Genomic DNA, 16,543 nt, shown 5'->3' on the forward strand with positions numbered 1-16,543 from the left:
CAGGCTGCCCCTGCTGCTCTTTCGTGACAGCGCGGGCAGCCTGAATTCTTTAGGCTCCGTGCAAAACCTAACATCGCAACAAAATGCCCATGCCCTCCGATCACAGCGCCGCCGAGGCTGCGCCGAACACCGGCCCCAAGCCCGACTCTTCCGCCTGGGCCATGCTGGTCTGCCTGCTCACTGGCTTTGCTCTGAGCCAGGCCTTCAGAACCGTCACCTCCATCATCGCCGACGGTCTGCGCACGGACTTCGGCCTGTCCGCGCAGTCGCTGGGATCGTTTGCCGGGCTGTTTGCGCTGTCCTTCGGCGTGGCCCAGCTGCTCATGGGCATAGGCATGGATATCTATGGGCTGCGCCGCACCGTGCTGCTGGCCTTTCCGCTGTCGATTGCGGGCGCCGCGCTGTCCGCACTGGCACCCAGCTATTCCTGGCTGATGCTGGGTCAGCTGCTGATCGGCGTGGGCTGCTCGCCCGCCTTTCTGGCCAGCACCATGTTCATCGCGCGCCACTTTCCGGCCGATAAATTTGCCTACCTCTCGGGCATAGGCCTTGGCCTGGGCGGGCTGGGCCTGCTGTTTACCGGCACACCCATGGCCTGGCTGGTGCAGCACATGGGCTGGCGCGCCGGCTTTGCGCTGCTGGCGGTGCTGAGTGCGCTGTCCTGGCTGCTGATTTTCTTCAAGGTGCACGAGCCCGAGCTTCCTGGGGACTCCCAGCCCAAGCCCGGCTTCATGCAGGCGCTGCAGGGTTTTGGCAGCCTGCTGCTGCTGCCCCATACCTGGGGCATTGTGCTGCTGGGCATGGTCAGCTATGCCTCGTTTCTCACCGTGCGCGGCCTCTGGCTCAGTCCCATGCTGATGGATCGCTACCAGTTTTCATTGGTCACGACCGGCAATGTGGCCCTGGCCTGCTCCGTCATTTCGCTGTTTGTGCCTTCCATGTTCGGCCGGCTGGACCCCGGTCCGGCCAGGCGTCGCCAGCGCATTGCACGCTTTGCGCTGCTCATGGCAGCCGTTTTTGTAGCACTGGCCCTGCTCCACCAATCCGTAGGCAGCGTGCTGCTGCTGCTGGTCATGAGCGTGCTGTCGGGCTACGGCACGCTGATCTATGCCGATGTGCGCTCATCCTACCCACCGGCCACGACGGGACGCGCACTGTCCATCTTCACCATGGCCATGTTTCTCGGAGCCGCGCTCATGCAGTGGCTGTCCGGTCTGGTCGCAGGCGTTGCGGAACGCCAGAATGCCGACATCTATCAAGCCGTGATGCTGATGATTGCCGCCATGCTGGGCAGCGGCGTGCTGGCTTACCAGCTCATCAAACCTTCGCCGCTGCTGCACAAGGCCAGCAATTGAAGCTGTCTATCTGCCAAGCAGGCAGCGGCGCGAAAACCATTCCGGTTATGGCAACCGGTTGCTAGAGCGCGCCCTCATAGAGCCAGGGCACATCCATGATGCGCCCGCCCAGGGCGCGCAGCGACAGATCGCGCCCCCAGCGAACAGGCCCTGTCGCATGGAAGATCCGGCCATTGCGCAGCGAGCGTTCCTGCACCCTGGCATTGCGCTGCCAGCGATTCAGCGCATAGCGGCGCAGCCGCAGACTGACATCCAGATCATGCATGGACAGAGCACTCTGCAACTCGGCTGCATCCTCGATGGCCATGCCCGCACCCTGCGCCAGATAGGGACGCATGGGATGGGCCGCATCGCCCAGCAGGGCTACAAGGCCCTGCGCCATCTGGGCCTCTGACGACACCGGCTGCCGGTCGGCCACCGGCCACAAACGCCATTCGCCGCCCACATCGGGAACATGTTGAACCAGATCCTGCAGGTAAGCGCATGCGCCCTGAAGATGCTGGAGCAGATCAGGCAGATTGGCCGAGTGATCCCAGCTGTCCAGATCCTCGGGGGCCGGCCCCTGCACAATGACCACCAGATTCTGCAGCTCGCCCCGGCGCACGGGATACTGAATGGCGTGCAATTGCGGCCCCAGCCAGGCCGTGACCTCGCTGGTGCGCAAGCGCTTGGGCAGATTGGCCTGATGCACCAGGGCACGGTAAGCCAGGTGCCCGGTCACACGCGGCGGGCCATCACCCAGCATCTGTGCACGCACTGCACTGCGCACGCCATCAGCGCCGATCAGGGCATCGCCCTCGATGAGCTTGCCGGTACTGGTGCGAATGGTGACCACGCCGTCCTGCTGGCTATAGCTGCTGACGAACTGGTCGAGGTTGAGGTGAGCCTCTGGCAGAGCCTGCAAGGCCTCCAGCAGAATCTGGTGCAGGTCGGCGCGATGAATGGTGAGGTAGCTGGCTCCATAGCGCTGCACCATATCTGCGCCCAGGGGCAATCGCCCCAGCTCTTGCCCTGTCACGGCACTGCAGGCTCGCAAGGACAAAGGACAGGCCACGACCTGCTGCAATGATCGCTGCAGCCCCCATGCCTGAAGACAGCGCACCACATTGGGTCCCAACTGAATACCGGCTCCGACTTCGGAAAACTGCGCTGCACGCTCGAACAGGCGCACATCCCAGTCAGCCCGCACCGCCGCAATGGCTGCTGCCAGACCGCCAATACCGCCCCCCGCAATCAACACCTGCTTGTTCATGGACTCTTATTGTGCCGCGTAGTCACCAGCATCGAAGAGAACTCTTGTTTGCGCTGCCGCAAACCTTGCAGCCATGAAAAAAGCCCGCCAAGGCGGGCTCTTTCAACGTGCGCAAAAGCAGATCAAATGGCGAACTTTTCGCGATCCTGGTCTGCAATCCACTTTGGTGGCTTGCCGCGGCCGGTCCAGGTCTGACCCGTTGCAGGATCACGATACTTGGGAGCCACCTTGGCGCCAGCATTGGCGGAAGAGCGCGCGCGAGCGGGAGGGAAAACATCTTCAGCAGTCAAGCCGTACTCGGCAATCAGGCCGCGAACCTTGCTCACGGCTTCGGCCAGTTCACGCGAACGGGCTTCGTTGATTTGCTGTTCCAGCTCTTCTCTCTGCTTCAGGAGTTCCTTGTAAGTGCTCATGATTTGCGCTTCTTGGTTGATTAAAGTGGATTCATTATAAATGCCGGAATTTCAAATTCATAATTTTCTGAGTAAGCAAAAACCACAATTCAGAATATTTATAAAATGCAACTACGTGTTAATAAATAGCTATTCAGCCTCCGGAGCTGCCAATATCTTGTCGATACGCTTTCATCCAAACCACTCCAGACCGGGCAAATGGCTGCTGTGGCAGGGAATAACCCGGCCGGCGTTTTATGGCGCCCCCAGCCTTCGCCTGGCAATACTCAAATAGTCAGCCCGGCCTTCAATTCTGAATAGGCACCAGCACCTTGAGCAGTCAGAATCCGTCTTCTCTGCGAGTTGCCCAGACCTCAGCCTCCTCCAAGGAGCAAAGCTCTCTGGCACTGACTTAGAGCCAACCATGCGGTGTCGTGATGCCCTGCTCCGCCCCATATTCCTCGACGACCAACACCCCGCTCCCTGCATTGGCACGCAGTTGATCCAGCAGCCTCATCTCACATCAAGTCTCAGGAAAAAATTTCAAAGCCAGCGCCTGCTCTCCTTGCAAGTCTTGTGATTTCTCAGCGACTACCGACCTATTGGGCACGCCGATGATGCCTTGCATCTCATCCAGCTGGCTTCGGCATGCAGTAACCAGGATGTCTTCCCAGCTCTCCATCCGGGCAACAGCCAGGCACAGGCCTGCAGAACCTGACGCATCGCCATTTCGCCACCAAGTCAATACATATCGGCGTAAATAACATTGAATACGTCAAATAAATATCGTCTAAATGAAATACGCTTACGCCGCCTGATGTTCATGCACCTCCATCAAACCTAGCTGAAGCCCTGCTCCAAACCAGTTGCGATTTCTTCCTCGGTCATTGCTGCACAGGCGAACTCACTAATCCGCAGCAAAGTCAATATGAGATGCGTTGAAAATGACAACAAACGCACAAAGGACTTTGCGATAGATGCAACCCAGGCCATGGAGCGCCTTGCCATGCCGAAACCAGCTCTGAATAGGGCTGCCCGATACGCTTTTGAGCCAGCTCTCCAAAGATAATCGTTATAAATGTAATAGCAGTTACGACGATAGTCGTTGCCGAAATGGTTGCTCTCTTTTCCGATATTCCCGGAGATATCAGCCAAACGGCCAATCCATCGCTGATCGCAACCCCACCCCAATACCGTTGAGCGTCCGATGGAGGTAATTCCAAGCTGCACGAAAGACAGAAACTGCGTGGACTCTCAAGCAACTCCAGCACAGCTTGGGCGTCCTTGCTCACGAACTTTGCCAAAGCCGGCAATCCTGCCCTGCAATCGGAAGGCCAATGCCAGTTTCGAGATTACAAACACCCTGTTAAGCAGTGTCAGCAATGCAAACAGCAGAAAATCCCTGACTCGTCCACCAGAAAGAAGACCATGGCACTTTACTGTATCGGGGACATCCAGGGCTGCGATGACGCTTTCGAGCGCTTATTGCAAACCGTGGATTTTTCCGCAAGTCGGGACACACTTTACGTGCTCGGCGACCTTGTCAATCGCGGCCCCAAATCCGCCGAGGTATTGCGCCGCTGCATGCAGGGCGGCGATGCCATTCGCCCTCTGCTCGGCAATCACGACCTGCACCTGCTGGCCGCAGCCCGGGGCCTTCGCCGTCAAAGCAAGCGCGACACTCTGGCCCAGGTTCTGAGCGCACCCGATTGCGATGCCCTGCTGCACTGGCTGCGCCAGCAGCCTCTGGCTCGCCTGCACACCAATGCGCTGGGTGAGAACCTTCTCATGGTGCATGCCGGCGTGCTTCCTCAATGGAATGTGCAGGATGCCGTGGCCTTGAGCACCGAAGTTCAGGCCGTGCTTCAGCATGCCGACCATGGGCGTTTTTTGCAGAATATGTACGGCAACCAGCCCGATCGCTGGTCCACCGACCTGCAAGGCGATGACCGGCTGCGCTGCATCGTCAACGCCTTTACCCGCCTGCGTTTTTGCAGTGCCGACGGCGTCATGGATTTTGAGAGCGCGGAATCCGCCGATCACGCACCCGAAGGACTGATGCCCTGGTTCGATGTGCCGGGCCGGCTCACTGCCGATACACCCATGGCTGTTGGGCACTGGTCCACGCTGGGCCATGTCAACCGACCCGATCTGATGGCCATGGACACCGGTTGCGTCTGGGGAGGCTGCCTCAGCATGATGAGAATCGGGGAGCGCATGGACGAACGAGAGCTGATACAGCTGCAGTGCCCGCAGGCTCAGGTGCCTGGCAGCAAGGGCTGAAGCTTCAAAAAAAGAAACGCCTGCATCCGCAGGCGTTTCTTGTGGCGCGATGACCCTGTGTTCAGGAAGCCACGACGGGAGCCTTGAACAAAGCGGCAATCTTGCGCTTGGGCTTGATGCTTGTGCTCTTGACCGGGGCTGCATGCTTGCTGTCCCAGGATGCGGTCTCGCTGACGCTGCTGGCCTCATAGGGCTTGTCAAAGAACGGATCCAGATTGACAGGACGCTGGGCCATGCGCGATGGACGATGCGCATGACCGCCACGCGATGCTGCATCGAATTCGCGCTCGCGACGCGGACGATACTCCTCGTCGCTGCGGCTGCGGCGTGCGGGACGAAAATCCAGCATGGGCGCGGGCTCGACTTCGATCTTCTTCTTGGTGAGCTTTTCGATGTCGGCCACATTGCGGCTGTCATGATCGGTCACCAGAGTCACTGCCAGGCCCGATGCGCCGGCTCGGCCGGTACGGCCGATGCGGTGCACATAGTCTTCCGCATTGAAAGGCACGTCGTAGTTGAAGACTGCGGGCACATCCTTGATGTCCAGACCTCGCGCGGCCACATCGGTACAGACCAGCAGATCCACCTCGCCGGCTTTGAAGGCTTCCAGCGCCTTCAGGCGCTCGTCCTGGCTCTTGTCTCCATGCAGTGCGGCGGCACGCAGACCGTCACGCTCCAGGGCTCGCGTCAGACGCGCACAACCCAGCTTGCTGTTGGAGAAGATGAAGGCCTGGCGAATGTCGCGCTCCTTGAGCACGGAACGAATCGCGTAACGCTTGTCGTCATCCGTGACCTTGTAGAAGCGCTGCTCCACGGTGGATGCAGTCTCGTTGGGACGAGCCACCTCGATGGTCACCGGATCCTGCAGATAGCTGCCGGCCAGACGCTTGATCTCTGGCGAGAACGTGGCCGAGAACAGCAGCGTGGTGCGGCTCTTGGGCAGATAGGAGAGGATGCGCTGCAAATCGGGCAGAAAGCCGATATCCAGCATGCGGTCGGCCTCGTCCAGCACCACATACTCCACCTGATTGAGCACCACATTCTTGGCCTCGATGTGGTCCAGCAGACGACCGGGCGTGGCCACCAGCACCTCGACGCCTTTTTTCAGCTCGATGGTCTGGGGCTTCATATCCATGCCACCAAACACCACGGTGCTGCGCAGCTTGGTGTGCTTGGCGTACAGGGCAATCTGTTGTGCCACCTGGTCGGCCAGCTCACGCGTGGGCAGCAGCACCAGGGCACGCACCGGATGGCGGGCAGGCGATGCCGAGGCGTTTTCATGGCGCATCAGGCGCTGCAGCAGGGGCAGGGAGAAAGCCGCCGTCTTGCCTGTGCCGGTCTGGGCTGCGCCCATGACGTCCTTGCCGGTCAATACCACCGGAATGGCCTGCGCCTGAATCGGAGTCATGGACTCATAGCCCATGTCGGCCACTGCGCGTGCCAGGGGCTCAGCCAAGTGAAGATTGGAGAAAGAGCTTGTCATTGAGGGCGTTATTGTCGCACCGAGTGGGTTTTTCGCGTTGGCTTTGTGATTTTCTGCAGATGAAAAGCCTTCGCCCCCTCTGTTTTCACGCGTAAAAAGCCTTGCCAATATCCCGTGCAATCTATCGGGATAACCCGGATTTTCACATTCTGCCGCCCCAAAAACAAAGGCGTGTGACAGTGCACACGCCTGGTTCAGGCCAGCTTGTGGCTCAAAGCGACTGAGCTGCGAAGGTATCGCAGGCCTTGACGCTGCCGCTCTTGTAGCCCTGGGTGAACCAGCGCACACGCTGGGCGCTGGAGCCATGGGTAAAGCTGTCGGGACGCACCGTGCCCGTGGCTTCGCGCTGCAGCTTATCGTCGCCGATCTGCTGTGCGGCATTCATCGCCGACTCGATATCGCCCTGCTCCAGCCAGCTCTTGGCCTGCTGCGACTTGTTGGCCCAGATGCCGGCCAGGCAGTCGGCCTGCAGCTCCAGGCGCACGGACATGGCATTTTGCTCGCGTTCGCTGACACGGCCACGCATGCTGTCCACCTTGCCCGAGATGCCGAGCAGGTTCTGCACATGATGGCCCACTTCGTGGGCAACCACATAAGCGCGCGCGAACTCACCGGGAGCACCAAGCTGACGACTCATGGTGTTGAAGAAGTCCATGTCCAGATAGACCTTGTAGTCACCCGGGCAGTAAAACGGCCCCATGGCCGACTGTCCCGTGCCGCAGGCCGTGCGCGTCACGCCGGTGAACAGCACCAGCTTGGGGTTCTGATACTGAGCACCGCCTTCACGGAAGATCTGGGTCCAGACATCCTCGGTTGAAGCCAGCACCGTGGAGACAAACTTGGCCCCCTGATCATCGCCAGCCGGGCGATGCGCCGGAGCCTGCTGCACCTGGGGCGAGCCCCCTCCGGAGAGAACGCCAATCGTGGTCAGTGGGTTGATGCCGAACACGCCCCAGCCAATCAGCGCCAGCACCACGGTGCCGATGCCGATGCTGCGACCACCAATGGGAAAACCACCGCCACCACCACCACCGTCTCCACGGCGATCCTCGACGTTGTCCGACTCGCGGTTACCTTCCCATCTCATGGTGCTTACTCCTTAGCTGTGTTGCACGCGGCCTGCGCCGGGTGGCGATATTAAGGGCTGCGGCTCCGAATGCAGGTATCAAGCTGTGCTTTTGCCACCTCAGTCAAGCTGCAGCGCAGCATTGTTGACGTTTGGCCTGGTGTTCAGCGGCCGGCAGGCGTGGAGATCAAGGGCACGCCCGGCGCGCCAGGCATCGACTGAGGCTGGTTGCGGGCTACCTGTTCCTCCACCACATCGACCATGCTCAGAAACAGAAAGGCCACTGCCAGCAGGCCCACCACCGCCAGGGCCGCCGATACCCAGAGCTTGGCCGAAGAGGATTTGCGCGGTGCTGCCGCCTGCTGCTGGGTCGGCTCATAGCTTGCAGCCGAGCCGCCATCCCGCCAGACAGGCTCGACATGACCACGGCTGGAAGGCGCTTGTGTCCAGGTAGGGTCCTTGCGTTGCCCGGAGCGGGGAGAAAAGCCAAACATGTGTACGACAGAATCGAAGGATAAGACAGTGGCTATTGTGCGCGCTGGCAGCCTTCGCCAGAAGCGTTCGTGCTGCGAGATTCTGTCGGTCAACACCGGGCCGGGCTTGCAATTCTGTAAGCTCAGAAGCTTGTCCGCTGCCCCCATACGACTGCCCATGAATGCCCAGACCCAACCCTCGACAGCGTCTCTGGACGCCCGCGCCACTGCCGCACTGCTGCCATGGTCCGCCCTGGCCGACGAGATCGAAGCACTTTTACGCCAGCCGCAAAACAGTTGCAGTGTCTCGGTTCCGCCACGCATCGTCATGCCGACGGCTGCGGGCAATTGCCTGTTCTGCATGCCGGCCACCGATGGCCAGGTGGTCATGACCAAGCTCATCAGTTTCACGCCAGGCAATGCCCGGATGGGCAGACCTACCATTCAGGGCGATATCGTGGTTTTTGATGCAGCGACCGGAGTGCGTCAACTGATTCTGGACGGCCCCACCGTCACGGCCAGACGCACCGCAGCCGTCTCGCTGCTGGCGGCGCGCCGCCTGGCCCCCAGGCCTCAAGGCGCGCTGCTCATCGTCGGCGCCGGCGTGCAGGGCAGCGCCCATCTGCAGGCTTTTGCCCAGGGTCTTGGCACGCAGGAGGTCTGGATTCACTCGCGCAGTGCCAGCAGCGCGCAGCGGCTTGCAGACGAGGCCCACGACCTGGGTCTGCATGCGCGCATCACCGACGACCTGGAGGAGGCCGCCCGGCACTGCCCGCTGATTGTGACCTGCACGCCCGCGCAGGCCGTGGTGCTGCATGAGGCGGCAAGACCCGATGCCTTTGTCTGCGCTGTCGGCGCCTTCACGCCGCAAATGGTGGAGCTGGATCCCGAGTTGTGCCGACGCTTTCTGCACCAGGGCCAGATCGTCGTCGACACCGCCGATGCTGCGCACGAGGCCGGCGACCTGCTGCAGGCCGGCATCGAGGTCGACACCCTGCCCACGCTGGCCGCCGTGGTGCATCAGGACTGGTCGCGCTCCACGAAGCCTGTACTCTTCAAATCCTGCGGCTGGGGCGGCTGGGATCTGGCCGCCACCCGCCTGGCCCTGCGCCAGCACCTGCTCAGGCAATCCACCTGAGCATCCTCCACTTGCTCATTTTTCAGAAGCATCAAGTCATTGCTGAATAAGCGATCCATCCATGCTCTGGATTGTCTTCCCGAGCACTGACTGCGCTGAAAAGCAACGCCATCCAGCCTAATTTGTCTCCCTGATGACAAATTCAAAAAAAGCGGTTTTAATAATACTCAGATTGAGTATAAATATTTAACAGCGCAACTCAGGATGGAGACGATGACGATCAGAACCGTGGAATTCGACCAACCCGCACCGGGCAGCAGCAGCCAGTGCAGCACAGGCCAGGCCTGGGCCAGGGTGCTGCCGCAGCAAGACCGCCAGCAGCAGCGCGAGACGGCGCAGCGCATCAAGGCTCTTCTCAAGGAACGCAATGCCGTCATGGTCGCCCACTACTATGTGGACGGTGCATTGCAGGACCTCGCACGCGATACCGGCGGCTGCGTGGGCGACTCGCTGGAGATGGCGCGCTTTGGTGCCAACCATCCCGCCAAGACCCTGATCGTGGCCGGCGTGCGCTTCATGGGCGAGACCGCAAAAATCCTCAGCCCCGAGAAGACCGTGCTCATGCCCGACGGCGATGCCACCTGCTCGCTGGACCTGGGCTGCCCGGCCGACGAGTTCAGCCGCTTCTGCGACGCCCACCCCGACCGCACCGTGGTCGTCTATGCCAACACCAGCGCTGCCGTCAAAGCCCGGGCCGACTGGGTAGTCACCTCTTCGGTTGGGCAGGACATCGTGGCCGCCCTGCACGCGCGCGGCGAGAAAATCCTCTGGGCACCCGACCGCCACCTGGGCAGCCACATCCAGCAACAGACCGGTGCCGACATGCTGTTGTGGCAGGGCAGTTGCGTGGTCCATGACGAATTCAAGGCCGACGAGCTGCAGGCCCTGGCCAATGCCCACCCCGAGGCCGCGATTCTGGTTCACCCCGAATCGCCGGCCGCCGTCACTGCGCTGGCCGATGTGGTGGGCTCCACCACCCAGCTGATCGCCGCCGTGGGCAGGCTGCCCACCGACACCTTTATCGTCGCCACCGACCAGGGCATTCTTCACGACATGCGCCAGCGCTATCCGGGCAAGCGCTTTCTGCCTGCCCCGACGGCGGGCACGGGCGGCAGCTGCAAAAGCTGTGCCTTTTGCCCCTGGATGGCCATGAACAGCCTGCCGGGCGTGGAGCGGACCCTGCTGCAAGGCAGCGGTGCCATCGAGCTTGACGCGATGCTGGGCCTGGCCGCCCGCAAGCCCATACAGCGCATGCTGGATTTTGCCGCTGCCCAGCGCCAGCCGGTACGCGCCAGTGGCGAGCTGGAACGCGACGCAGCCCTGTTCCAGAACTTCGGTCCGGCCTGAGAGAGAACAAGCACCATGCCCCAATCTCAGACTTGCAGCGATGTACTCATCATCGGCTCTGGACTTGCCGGCCTGACGCTGGCACTCAGCCTGCCCAACACACTGCGCATCACCGTGCTCAGCAAAAGCAGTGCCGACGAATGCGCCAGCGCCTGGGCCCAAGGCGGCGTTGCCGCTGTGCTGGACCCCGTCGACAGCCTGGAAGCCCATGTTCAGGACACGCTGATCGCCGGCGCCGGCCTCTGCGACGAAGGCGCCGTGCGCCGCATCCTGGAGCAAGGCCCCCAGGCTATCGCCTGGCTGCAGGCCCTGGGTGTGCCCTTCAGCACCGATGCAGACGGCCGCCTGCACCTGACGCGCGAAGGCGGTCACAGCGCTCGGCGCATTGTGCATGCGGCCGACCGCACCGGGCAGGCCGTGCACCAGACCCTGCTGCAAGCCTGCCGGCATCTGAAGCACATCACCTTGCTGCAGCATTGCACCGCCATGGAACTGCTGCTGGACGTGCAGCAGCGCTGCGTGGGTGCCAACGTGCGCAATGCCGATGGCCAGCAGCAGCCTATGCTGGCCAGCCATACCGTGCTGGCCACGGGCGGCATGGGCCAGATCTACCCCAGCACCACCAACCCGGCCACGGCGACCGGCGACGGCATTGCCATGGCCTGGCGCGCGGGCTGTGTCGTGCGCGACCTGGAATTCATGCAGTTCCACCCCACGGCCTTGCAGGTGGGCGGCCGGTCCGTGGGCCTGGTCTCGGAAGCGCTGCGCGGCGAAGGAGCCTTGCTTTGCCTGCCGGACCGACAAGGCCAGCCCGGCGAGCGCTTCATGCTGCGCCACGACCCACGCGCTGAACTGGCGCCACGCGACATCGTGGCCCGCGCCATCGACCGCGAGATGCGTGCCCACCAGCTGCCCCATGTGCTGCTGGACATCACACACCGCAGCCGCGACTGGCTGGAGCAGCATTTCCCCGGCGTCATGGCACTGTGTGCTGCGTACGGCATAGACATTGCCACCCAGCCCATCCCTGTTGCGCCCTGTGCCCACTATGCCTGCGGCGGTGTACAGGCCCATGTGGACGGCCGCACTGCCGTGGCCGGGCTATGGGCGATTGGCGAGGTGGCCCGCACCGGCCTGCATGGCGCCAACCGTCTGGCCAGCAACTCCTTGCTGGAGTGCGTGGTCATGGGCAGGTCTGCCGCGCTGCGCATGGCCGAGCAGCCCTTGCACAAGCCCGCGGCTATTCCTGGCAGGCAGCGCAAGCCCGGCAAGAGCCTGAGCGCTGAAAGCCAGCAGGAGATGCGCCAATTGCTGCAGCAGCTCATGCTGCACAACGTGGGCATTGTGCGCAGCAACCATAGCCTGATTGCAGCGGCCAAGCAACTGGTGCTGTGGCGCGCTCAATGGCGCGGTGTCGACCCTGCACTGCGCAACCAGTTGGCCCTGTGCAGCCTGATGGTGGACGCGGCGCTGCAGCGCCATGCCAGCGTGGGCGCGCACTGCAATCTGGATTGGCCGGCCCTCGAAGCAGCAGCCGCCTGATCCCGCCCAGCAGCCATCCTGGAAAGCAAAAAAGCCCGCTGTATCCGCAGCGGGCTTTTTTGGCGGAGCAACAGGCCTCAGGCCTTGGGCAGGGTCACGCCATGCTGGCCCTGGTACTTGCCGTTGCGGTCCTTGTAGCTGACTTCGCATTGCTCGTCGCCCTGGAAGAACAGCACCTGGGCGCAGCCTTCGCCCGCATAGATCTTGGCCGGCAGCGGCGTGGTGTTGGAGAACTCCAGCGTCACATAGCCCTCCCACTCGGGCTCGAAGGGCGTCACGTTGACGATGATGCCGCAGCGCGCATAAGTGCTCTTGCCCAGGCAGACGGTCAGCACGTCACGGGGAATGCGGAAATACTCCACCGTGCGGGCCAGTGCAAAGCTGTTGGGCGGGATGATGCAGTAGTCGCCCTCGAAGTCGACAAAGCTCTTCTCGTCAAAATTCTTGGGGTCCACCACCGTGCTATGGATATTCGTGAAGACCTTGAATTCGCGGGCGCAGCGGATGTCGTAGCCATAGCTCGAAGTGCCGTAGCTGATGATCTTCTTGCCGTCGACCTGGCGCACCTGGCCAGGCTCGAAAGGCTCGATCATGCCGTGCTGCTCCGCCATCTGACGGATCCATTTGTCGCTCTTGATGCTCATTAGAAATCCTGTATCGCTTGATTTTTCATAGCGTTGTGCGCTCACAAATCAAGCGCAAGACCGCTATTTTGCTTGAGAAACAATGGTTTGCTCAATCAGGCGGTCATCTCCGAGGATGATCATGGCAAACAGCAGCTCGTCCAGATTGCGCGCCTGGGCCGTCTTGCGCGCCAGCAGCGGCGTGCAGCCAGGGTTGATGACGACCAGGTCGGCCTCGCAGCCGGGCTGCAGATTGCCGATCACGCCCTGCAGGCCCAGCGCACGCGCAGCGCCTGCCGTGTGCTGCCACCACAGGTTTTGCGGCGACAGGCTCTGACCCTGCTTGGCATGGCTCTCGCGCCCCACCACATAGGCGGCCTGCATGGTGCGAAACGGCGAGAAGCTCATGCCACCGCCCACATCGCTGGCCAGGCCATAGAGCATGCCTGCCTGGTCGGCCTTGAGGTAGTCGAAATAGCCGCTGGCCAGAAACTGGTTGCTGGTCGGGCTGATGGCCGCTGCCGAGCGCGTGTCATGCATGAGCTGGCGGTCGGTTTCATCGAGCCAGATGCTGTGCGCATAGACGGCGCGCTCGCGCATCAGGCCGAAGTCGTCGTAGACCGCCAGATAGCTGCGCGCGGCGGGGAACAGCTCCTTGACCCAGGCAATTTCGTCAAGGTTCTCGGCCACATGGGACTGGATCCAGACATCGCCGTACCTGGCTGCCAGCTCGCCCGCACCGCGCAGCTGCTCGGGCGTGCTGGTGGGCGCGAAGCGCGGCGTGATCGCATAGCCCAGGCGGTCCACGCCATGCCAGCGCTGGATCAGGGTTTCGGTGTCGATCAGGCCTTGCTCGGTGTCGTCGCGCACGCCGTCGGGGCTGTTGCGGTCCTGCAGCACCTTGCCGGCAATCATGCGCATGCTGCGCTTTTGCGCAGCCGTCATGATGGCATCCACCGATGCCGGATGCGAAGTTGCAAAGGCCAGCGCCGTGGTCACGCCGTTGCGCAGCAGCTCGTTCATGAAGAAATCGGCCACGCCATCGGCATATTCGCGATCGTGGAAACGCGACTCGTGCGGGAAGGTGTAGTTCTCCAGCCAGGGCAGCAGGCCCGGGGCCGGCGCGCCGATCACATCGGTCTGCGGATAGTGGATATGCAGGTCGATAAAGCCCGGTGCCAGCAGCTTGCCGGGCAGGTGAATGACTTGCACGCCTTCGCGCTCAAGGTACTGGTCGGCCAGCGCCTGCCAGCTGCCCGCAGCCACCACGCGCTGCACACCCGCGGCATCGGGAGCAATCGCCAGCAAGGCGTCGGAGTCATAAACCGCTTGGCCGTCATCGGCGAAGCGCAGCAGGGCACTACGATAGATTTTCATGGACCAGAGCTTACGCGCCCGATCTTGCCTGCGGAACACGGCAGCGCTTATAGAGGCTATACGGCTGCGCGCAGGCCAGGGCTTGCGCTATCAATAACAAAGCTTATTGCGCTTTTCATACATTGATTTCAATGCAATTCATATCCATAAACCAATATCAGCAAGCGATAGCAGCTATCACTTTAGGTAGTTAAACACCCGAAACCCTGCGCTGCAACACCGCCCTGCCCGCAGCCGCGTAACTAGGCGGCGCAGCTTCTGGCCACGGCCAGAAAGGCGCGCACCGCGGGTGAGTTCTCGCGCTCGCGGTAGGCCAGTGCCATGTGCACGTTTTCCTTGAAGTCGCGCAGCGGCCTGAAGGCCACGCCCGGCTGATTGAGCAGGCGGTTCGACTCGGGCAGCACCACAATGCCATACCCGGCAGCAGCCAGGCTGGTCGCCGTGACGAAGTCGTTGACGCGATAGGCCTCGCGAGCCGAAAACCCGGCCGTCTCGGCCAGCCGCGCCAGCACCTCGGCAAAGCCTTCGCTTTCGTTGATGAACTGCGGCGCAATAAAGGTCTGGCCGCGCAAATCGGCCACGCTGATGGATTCATGGCGTGCCAGCGGGTGGTTCTCGGCCAGTGCCACCATGAAGGGCTCGCTGTGCACGATGACCGCCTTGACGCCCTCTGGGTAGCGTCGGCGCGGCCGCAGCAGACCGGCATCGATCTCGCCCTGCTGCAGCGCCTGCAGCTGGCGCGGCGTCTCCATGGCCAGCACCTGCATGTGCACCTGCTCATGGCCGGGGCGGAACTGCGTGAGCATGCGCGCCAGCACACCCGAGGTCACGGACGAGGAGATATAGCCCAGCTTGACATGACCGCTCATGCCCTGGGCCGCCAGCTGCCCGATCTGCTGGGCCCGCTCCATATGGCGCAGCACGGCCACGGCTTCGTCATAAAGCAGCTCGCCCGCATCGGTCAGCGTGATGGGCTTGCGCTTGTTGCGCTGCAGCAGGCGCACGCCCAGCTGCTGCTCCAGTTGCTGCACCTGCACGCTGACGGCGGACTGGGCCACGCCCAGCTTGTCGGCGGCACGCGAGAAATGCAGCTCCTGGGCCACGGTGACGAAGTGCTCGAGTTGGCGGTAGCTGAGCATGGATTTAATCTGAAATTCTTATCAAAAAATGCATTTAACCCCATAGATCGTATCAAACAAGAAGTGTTCAATCACACCATTCCTGATTGAAGTACCCGCCCACCATGAACGCTACTACCCCCCAGCAACTGATTCAGCCTGCCGCCTACGAGATCGCCGCTCACCCCGAGCATCCCCGCCTGCTGAAGCTGACCCTGAACACCGAAGCCCTGAACGCCTTCCTGGCCGATGTGCGCGATATCGACGTGCAGAACCTCGAGTACGTGCCTTTCATGCGCTTTCATCTGGCACGCCGCCTGAAGGCCCACATGGGTGCCGACTTTGGCGAGACCCTGGTGAACATCATCAAGGACCGCAAGCATGGCGGCTTTGTGCTGGGTCTGGAAGGCGTTAGCCAGGATAGCGACGACTACGTGAAGTTCGGCACCGCCATCGGCCATATCCTGGGCCCGGCCAACCACGACTCCATGTCCAACAAGTACTACGCACGTTTCCTGGTCAAGCACACCGACGCCAGCGACTCCTATCTGCGCCAGGCTTACCGTCTGTTCACCATGCACACCGACGGCACCTTCGTGACCGAAGCCACCGACTGGCTGCTGATGATGAAGTTCGACGAGCAGAACGCCGTGGGCGGTGAGTCGCGCTTTCTGCACCTGGACGACTGGAGCGAGCTGGACTGCTTCGTGCAGGACCCGCTGGGCGCCAAGCCCCTGCTGTACAAGGCCCCGGGCTCCAAGAACGTGAACGAGCGCGTGGAACGCCCCGTGTTCTTCCACGGCGAGTTCGGCCTGTCGATCTCCTTCATCGACCAGTTCGTGCAGCCCGCCAACGACGCAGAAGCCGAATATCTGCAGAACCTGTCCGAATCGATGGAAAATTCGCCCGGCACCCGCACCGTCAGCCTGCCCGCTGGCGACCTGGTGGTTCTGAACAACTACTTCTATGTGCACGGTCGCGCACCGTTCGAGCGTAACGAGCAACTGCACCGCGAGCTGATGCGTCAGCGCGGTACATTCGCTCAGTAAACCTTGAACACCTGATGTTTCTGTCACGCCCCCGTGCACCGCAAG

At 61.9% G+C, this 16,543-nt stretch carries 15 protein-coding genes; 6 read left to right on the forward strand and 9 right to left on the reverse strand.

Translation table 11 applies throughout. The features are described from left to right. Positions 1-89: 89 nt before the first annotated feature. Positions 90-1,355 carry an MFS transporter gene (locus Cth01_RS17735; RefSeq protein ID WP_045839989.1) on the forward strand — a complete coding sequence of 422 codons (1,266 nt, stop codon included), beginning with the start codon at positions 90-92 and terminating at the stop codon, positions 1,353-1,355. Between the two features lie 61 nt (positions 1,356-1,416). Here the strand turns inward: Cth01_RS17735 and Cth01_RS17740 are convergent, their stop codons facing one another. From Cth01_RS17740 to Cth01_RS24360, 3 genes are all read right to left on the reverse strand, one after another. Further along, positions 1,417-2,607, reverse strand: coding sequence for an FAD-dependent monooxygenase (locus Cth01_RS17740; protein WP_045839951.1), 1,191 nt, complete (start codon positions 2,605-2,607; stop codon positions 1,417-1,419). Between the two features lie 122 nt (positions 2,608-2,729). Further along, complete coding sequence (locus tag Cth01_RS17745; RefSeq protein ID WP_003052529.1) at positions 2,730-3,020, reverse strand: H-NS histone family protein; 291 nt, start codon at positions 3,018-3,020, stop codon at positions 2,730-2,732. A gap of 819 nt (positions 3,021-3,839) precedes the next feature. Further along, positions 3,840-4,154 (reverse strand): hypothetical protein, encoded by a 315-nt coding sequence (locus Cth01_RS24360; RefSeq protein WP_233425218.1) that lies wholly within the window; start codon positions 4,152-4,154, stop codon positions 3,840-3,842. Between the two features lie 273 nt (positions 4,155-4,427). Between Cth01_RS24360 and Cth01_RS17755 the strand changes: the two genes are divergently transcribed. Next, a complete protein-coding gene (locus Cth01_RS17755; protein WP_045839952.1) occupies positions 4,428-5,282 on the forward strand; it encodes a symmetrical bis(5'-nucleosyl)-tetraphosphatase in 855 nt (284 codons plus the stop codon). Positions 5,283-5,343: 61 nt separating this feature from the next. Here Cth01_RS17755 and Cth01_RS17760 read toward each other — a convergent pair whose 3' ends face one another. From Cth01_RS17760 to Cth01_RS17770, 3 genes are all read right to left on the reverse strand, one after another. Next, a complete protein-coding gene (locus Cth01_RS17760) occupies positions 5,344-6,765 on the reverse strand; it encodes a DEAD/DEAH box helicase (RefSeq protein WP_034353612.1) in 1,422 nt (473 codons plus the stop codon). A gap of 211 nt (positions 6,766-6,976) precedes the next feature. Further along, entirely contained in the window at positions 6,977-7,852 is an 876-nt protein-coding gene (gene ypfJ / locus Cth01_RS17765) for a KPN_02809 family neutral zinc metallopeptidase (protein ID WP_034353614.1), read from the reverse strand. Positions 7,853-7,995: 143 nt separating this feature from the next. Continuing rightward, the gene (locus Cth01_RS17770; RefSeq protein ID WP_034380505.1) at positions 7,996-8,325 is read right to left on the reverse strand and encodes a hypothetical protein; all 330 of its coding nucleotides are present in this window, start codon (positions 8,323-8,325) and stop codon (positions 7,996-7,998) included. A 157-nt stretch (positions 8,326-8,482) separates the two neighbouring features. On the opposite strand from Cth01_RS17770, the gene Cth01_RS17775 reads away from it, so the two are divergent. The 3 genes from Cth01_RS17775 to nadB all read left to right on the forward strand — a co-directional run bounded on the left by Cth01_RS17775 (position 8,483) and on the right by nadB (position 12,331). Further along, entirely contained in the window at positions 8,483-9,442 is a 960-nt protein-coding gene (locus tag Cth01_RS17775; protein WP_045839953.1) for a delta(1)-pyrroline-2-carboxylate reductase family protein, read from the forward strand. A 204-nt stretch (positions 9,443-9,646) separates the two neighbouring features. Next, positions 9,647-10,789, forward strand: a complete 1,143-nt coding sequence (nadA, locus tag Cth01_RS17780) for a quinolinate synthase NadA (RefSeq protein ID WP_486701328.1) — start codon at positions 9,647-9,649, stop codon at positions 10,787-10,789. A 15-nt stretch (positions 10,790-10,804) separates the two neighbouring features. Then, positions 10,805-12,331 (forward strand): L-aspartate oxidase, encoded by a 1,527-nt coding sequence (gene nadB / locus Cth01_RS17785; RefSeq protein ID WP_045839954.1) that lies wholly within the window; start codon positions 10,805-10,807, stop codon positions 12,329-12,331. 77 nt (positions 12,332-12,408) lie between these two features. Here nadB and dcd read toward each other — a convergent pair whose 3' ends face one another. From dcd to Cth01_RS17800, 3 genes are all read right to left on the reverse strand, one after another. Continuing rightward, positions 12,409-12,975, reverse strand: coding sequence for a dCTP deaminase (gene dcd, locus Cth01_RS17790; RefSeq protein WP_003052512.1), 567 nt, complete (start codon positions 12,973-12,975; stop codon positions 12,409-12,411). A 63-nt stretch (positions 12,976-13,038) separates the two neighbouring features. Next, on the reverse strand, positions 13,039-14,331 hold the full coding sequence (gene guaD, locus Cth01_RS17795) for a guanine deaminase (RefSeq protein WP_045839955.1): 1,293 nt from the start codon (positions 14,329-14,331) through the stop codon (positions 13,039-13,041). A gap of 242 nt (positions 14,332-14,573) precedes the next feature. Continuing rightward, positions 14,574-15,470 carry a LysR family transcriptional regulator gene (locus tag Cth01_RS17800; protein ID WP_012839484.1) on the reverse strand — a complete coding sequence of 299 codons (897 nt, stop codon included), beginning with the start codon at positions 15,468-15,470 and terminating at the stop codon, positions 14,574-14,576. 104 nt (positions 15,471-15,574) lie between these two features. On the opposite strand from Cth01_RS17800, the gene glaH reads away from it, so the two are divergent. Continuing rightward, a complete protein-coding gene (gene glaH / locus Cth01_RS17805) occupies positions 15,575-16,498 on the forward strand; it encodes a glutarate dioxygenase GlaH (RefSeq protein ID WP_034353626.1) in 924 nt (307 codons plus the stop codon). Positions 16,499-16,543: the final 45 nt, after the last annotated feature.

The sequence above is a fragment of the Comamonas thiooxydans genome, from assembly GCF_000964545.1.
Classification (GTDB): Bacteria; Pseudomonadota; Gammaproteobacteria; order Burkholderiales; family Burkholderiaceae_C; genus Comamonas; species Comamonas thiooxydans.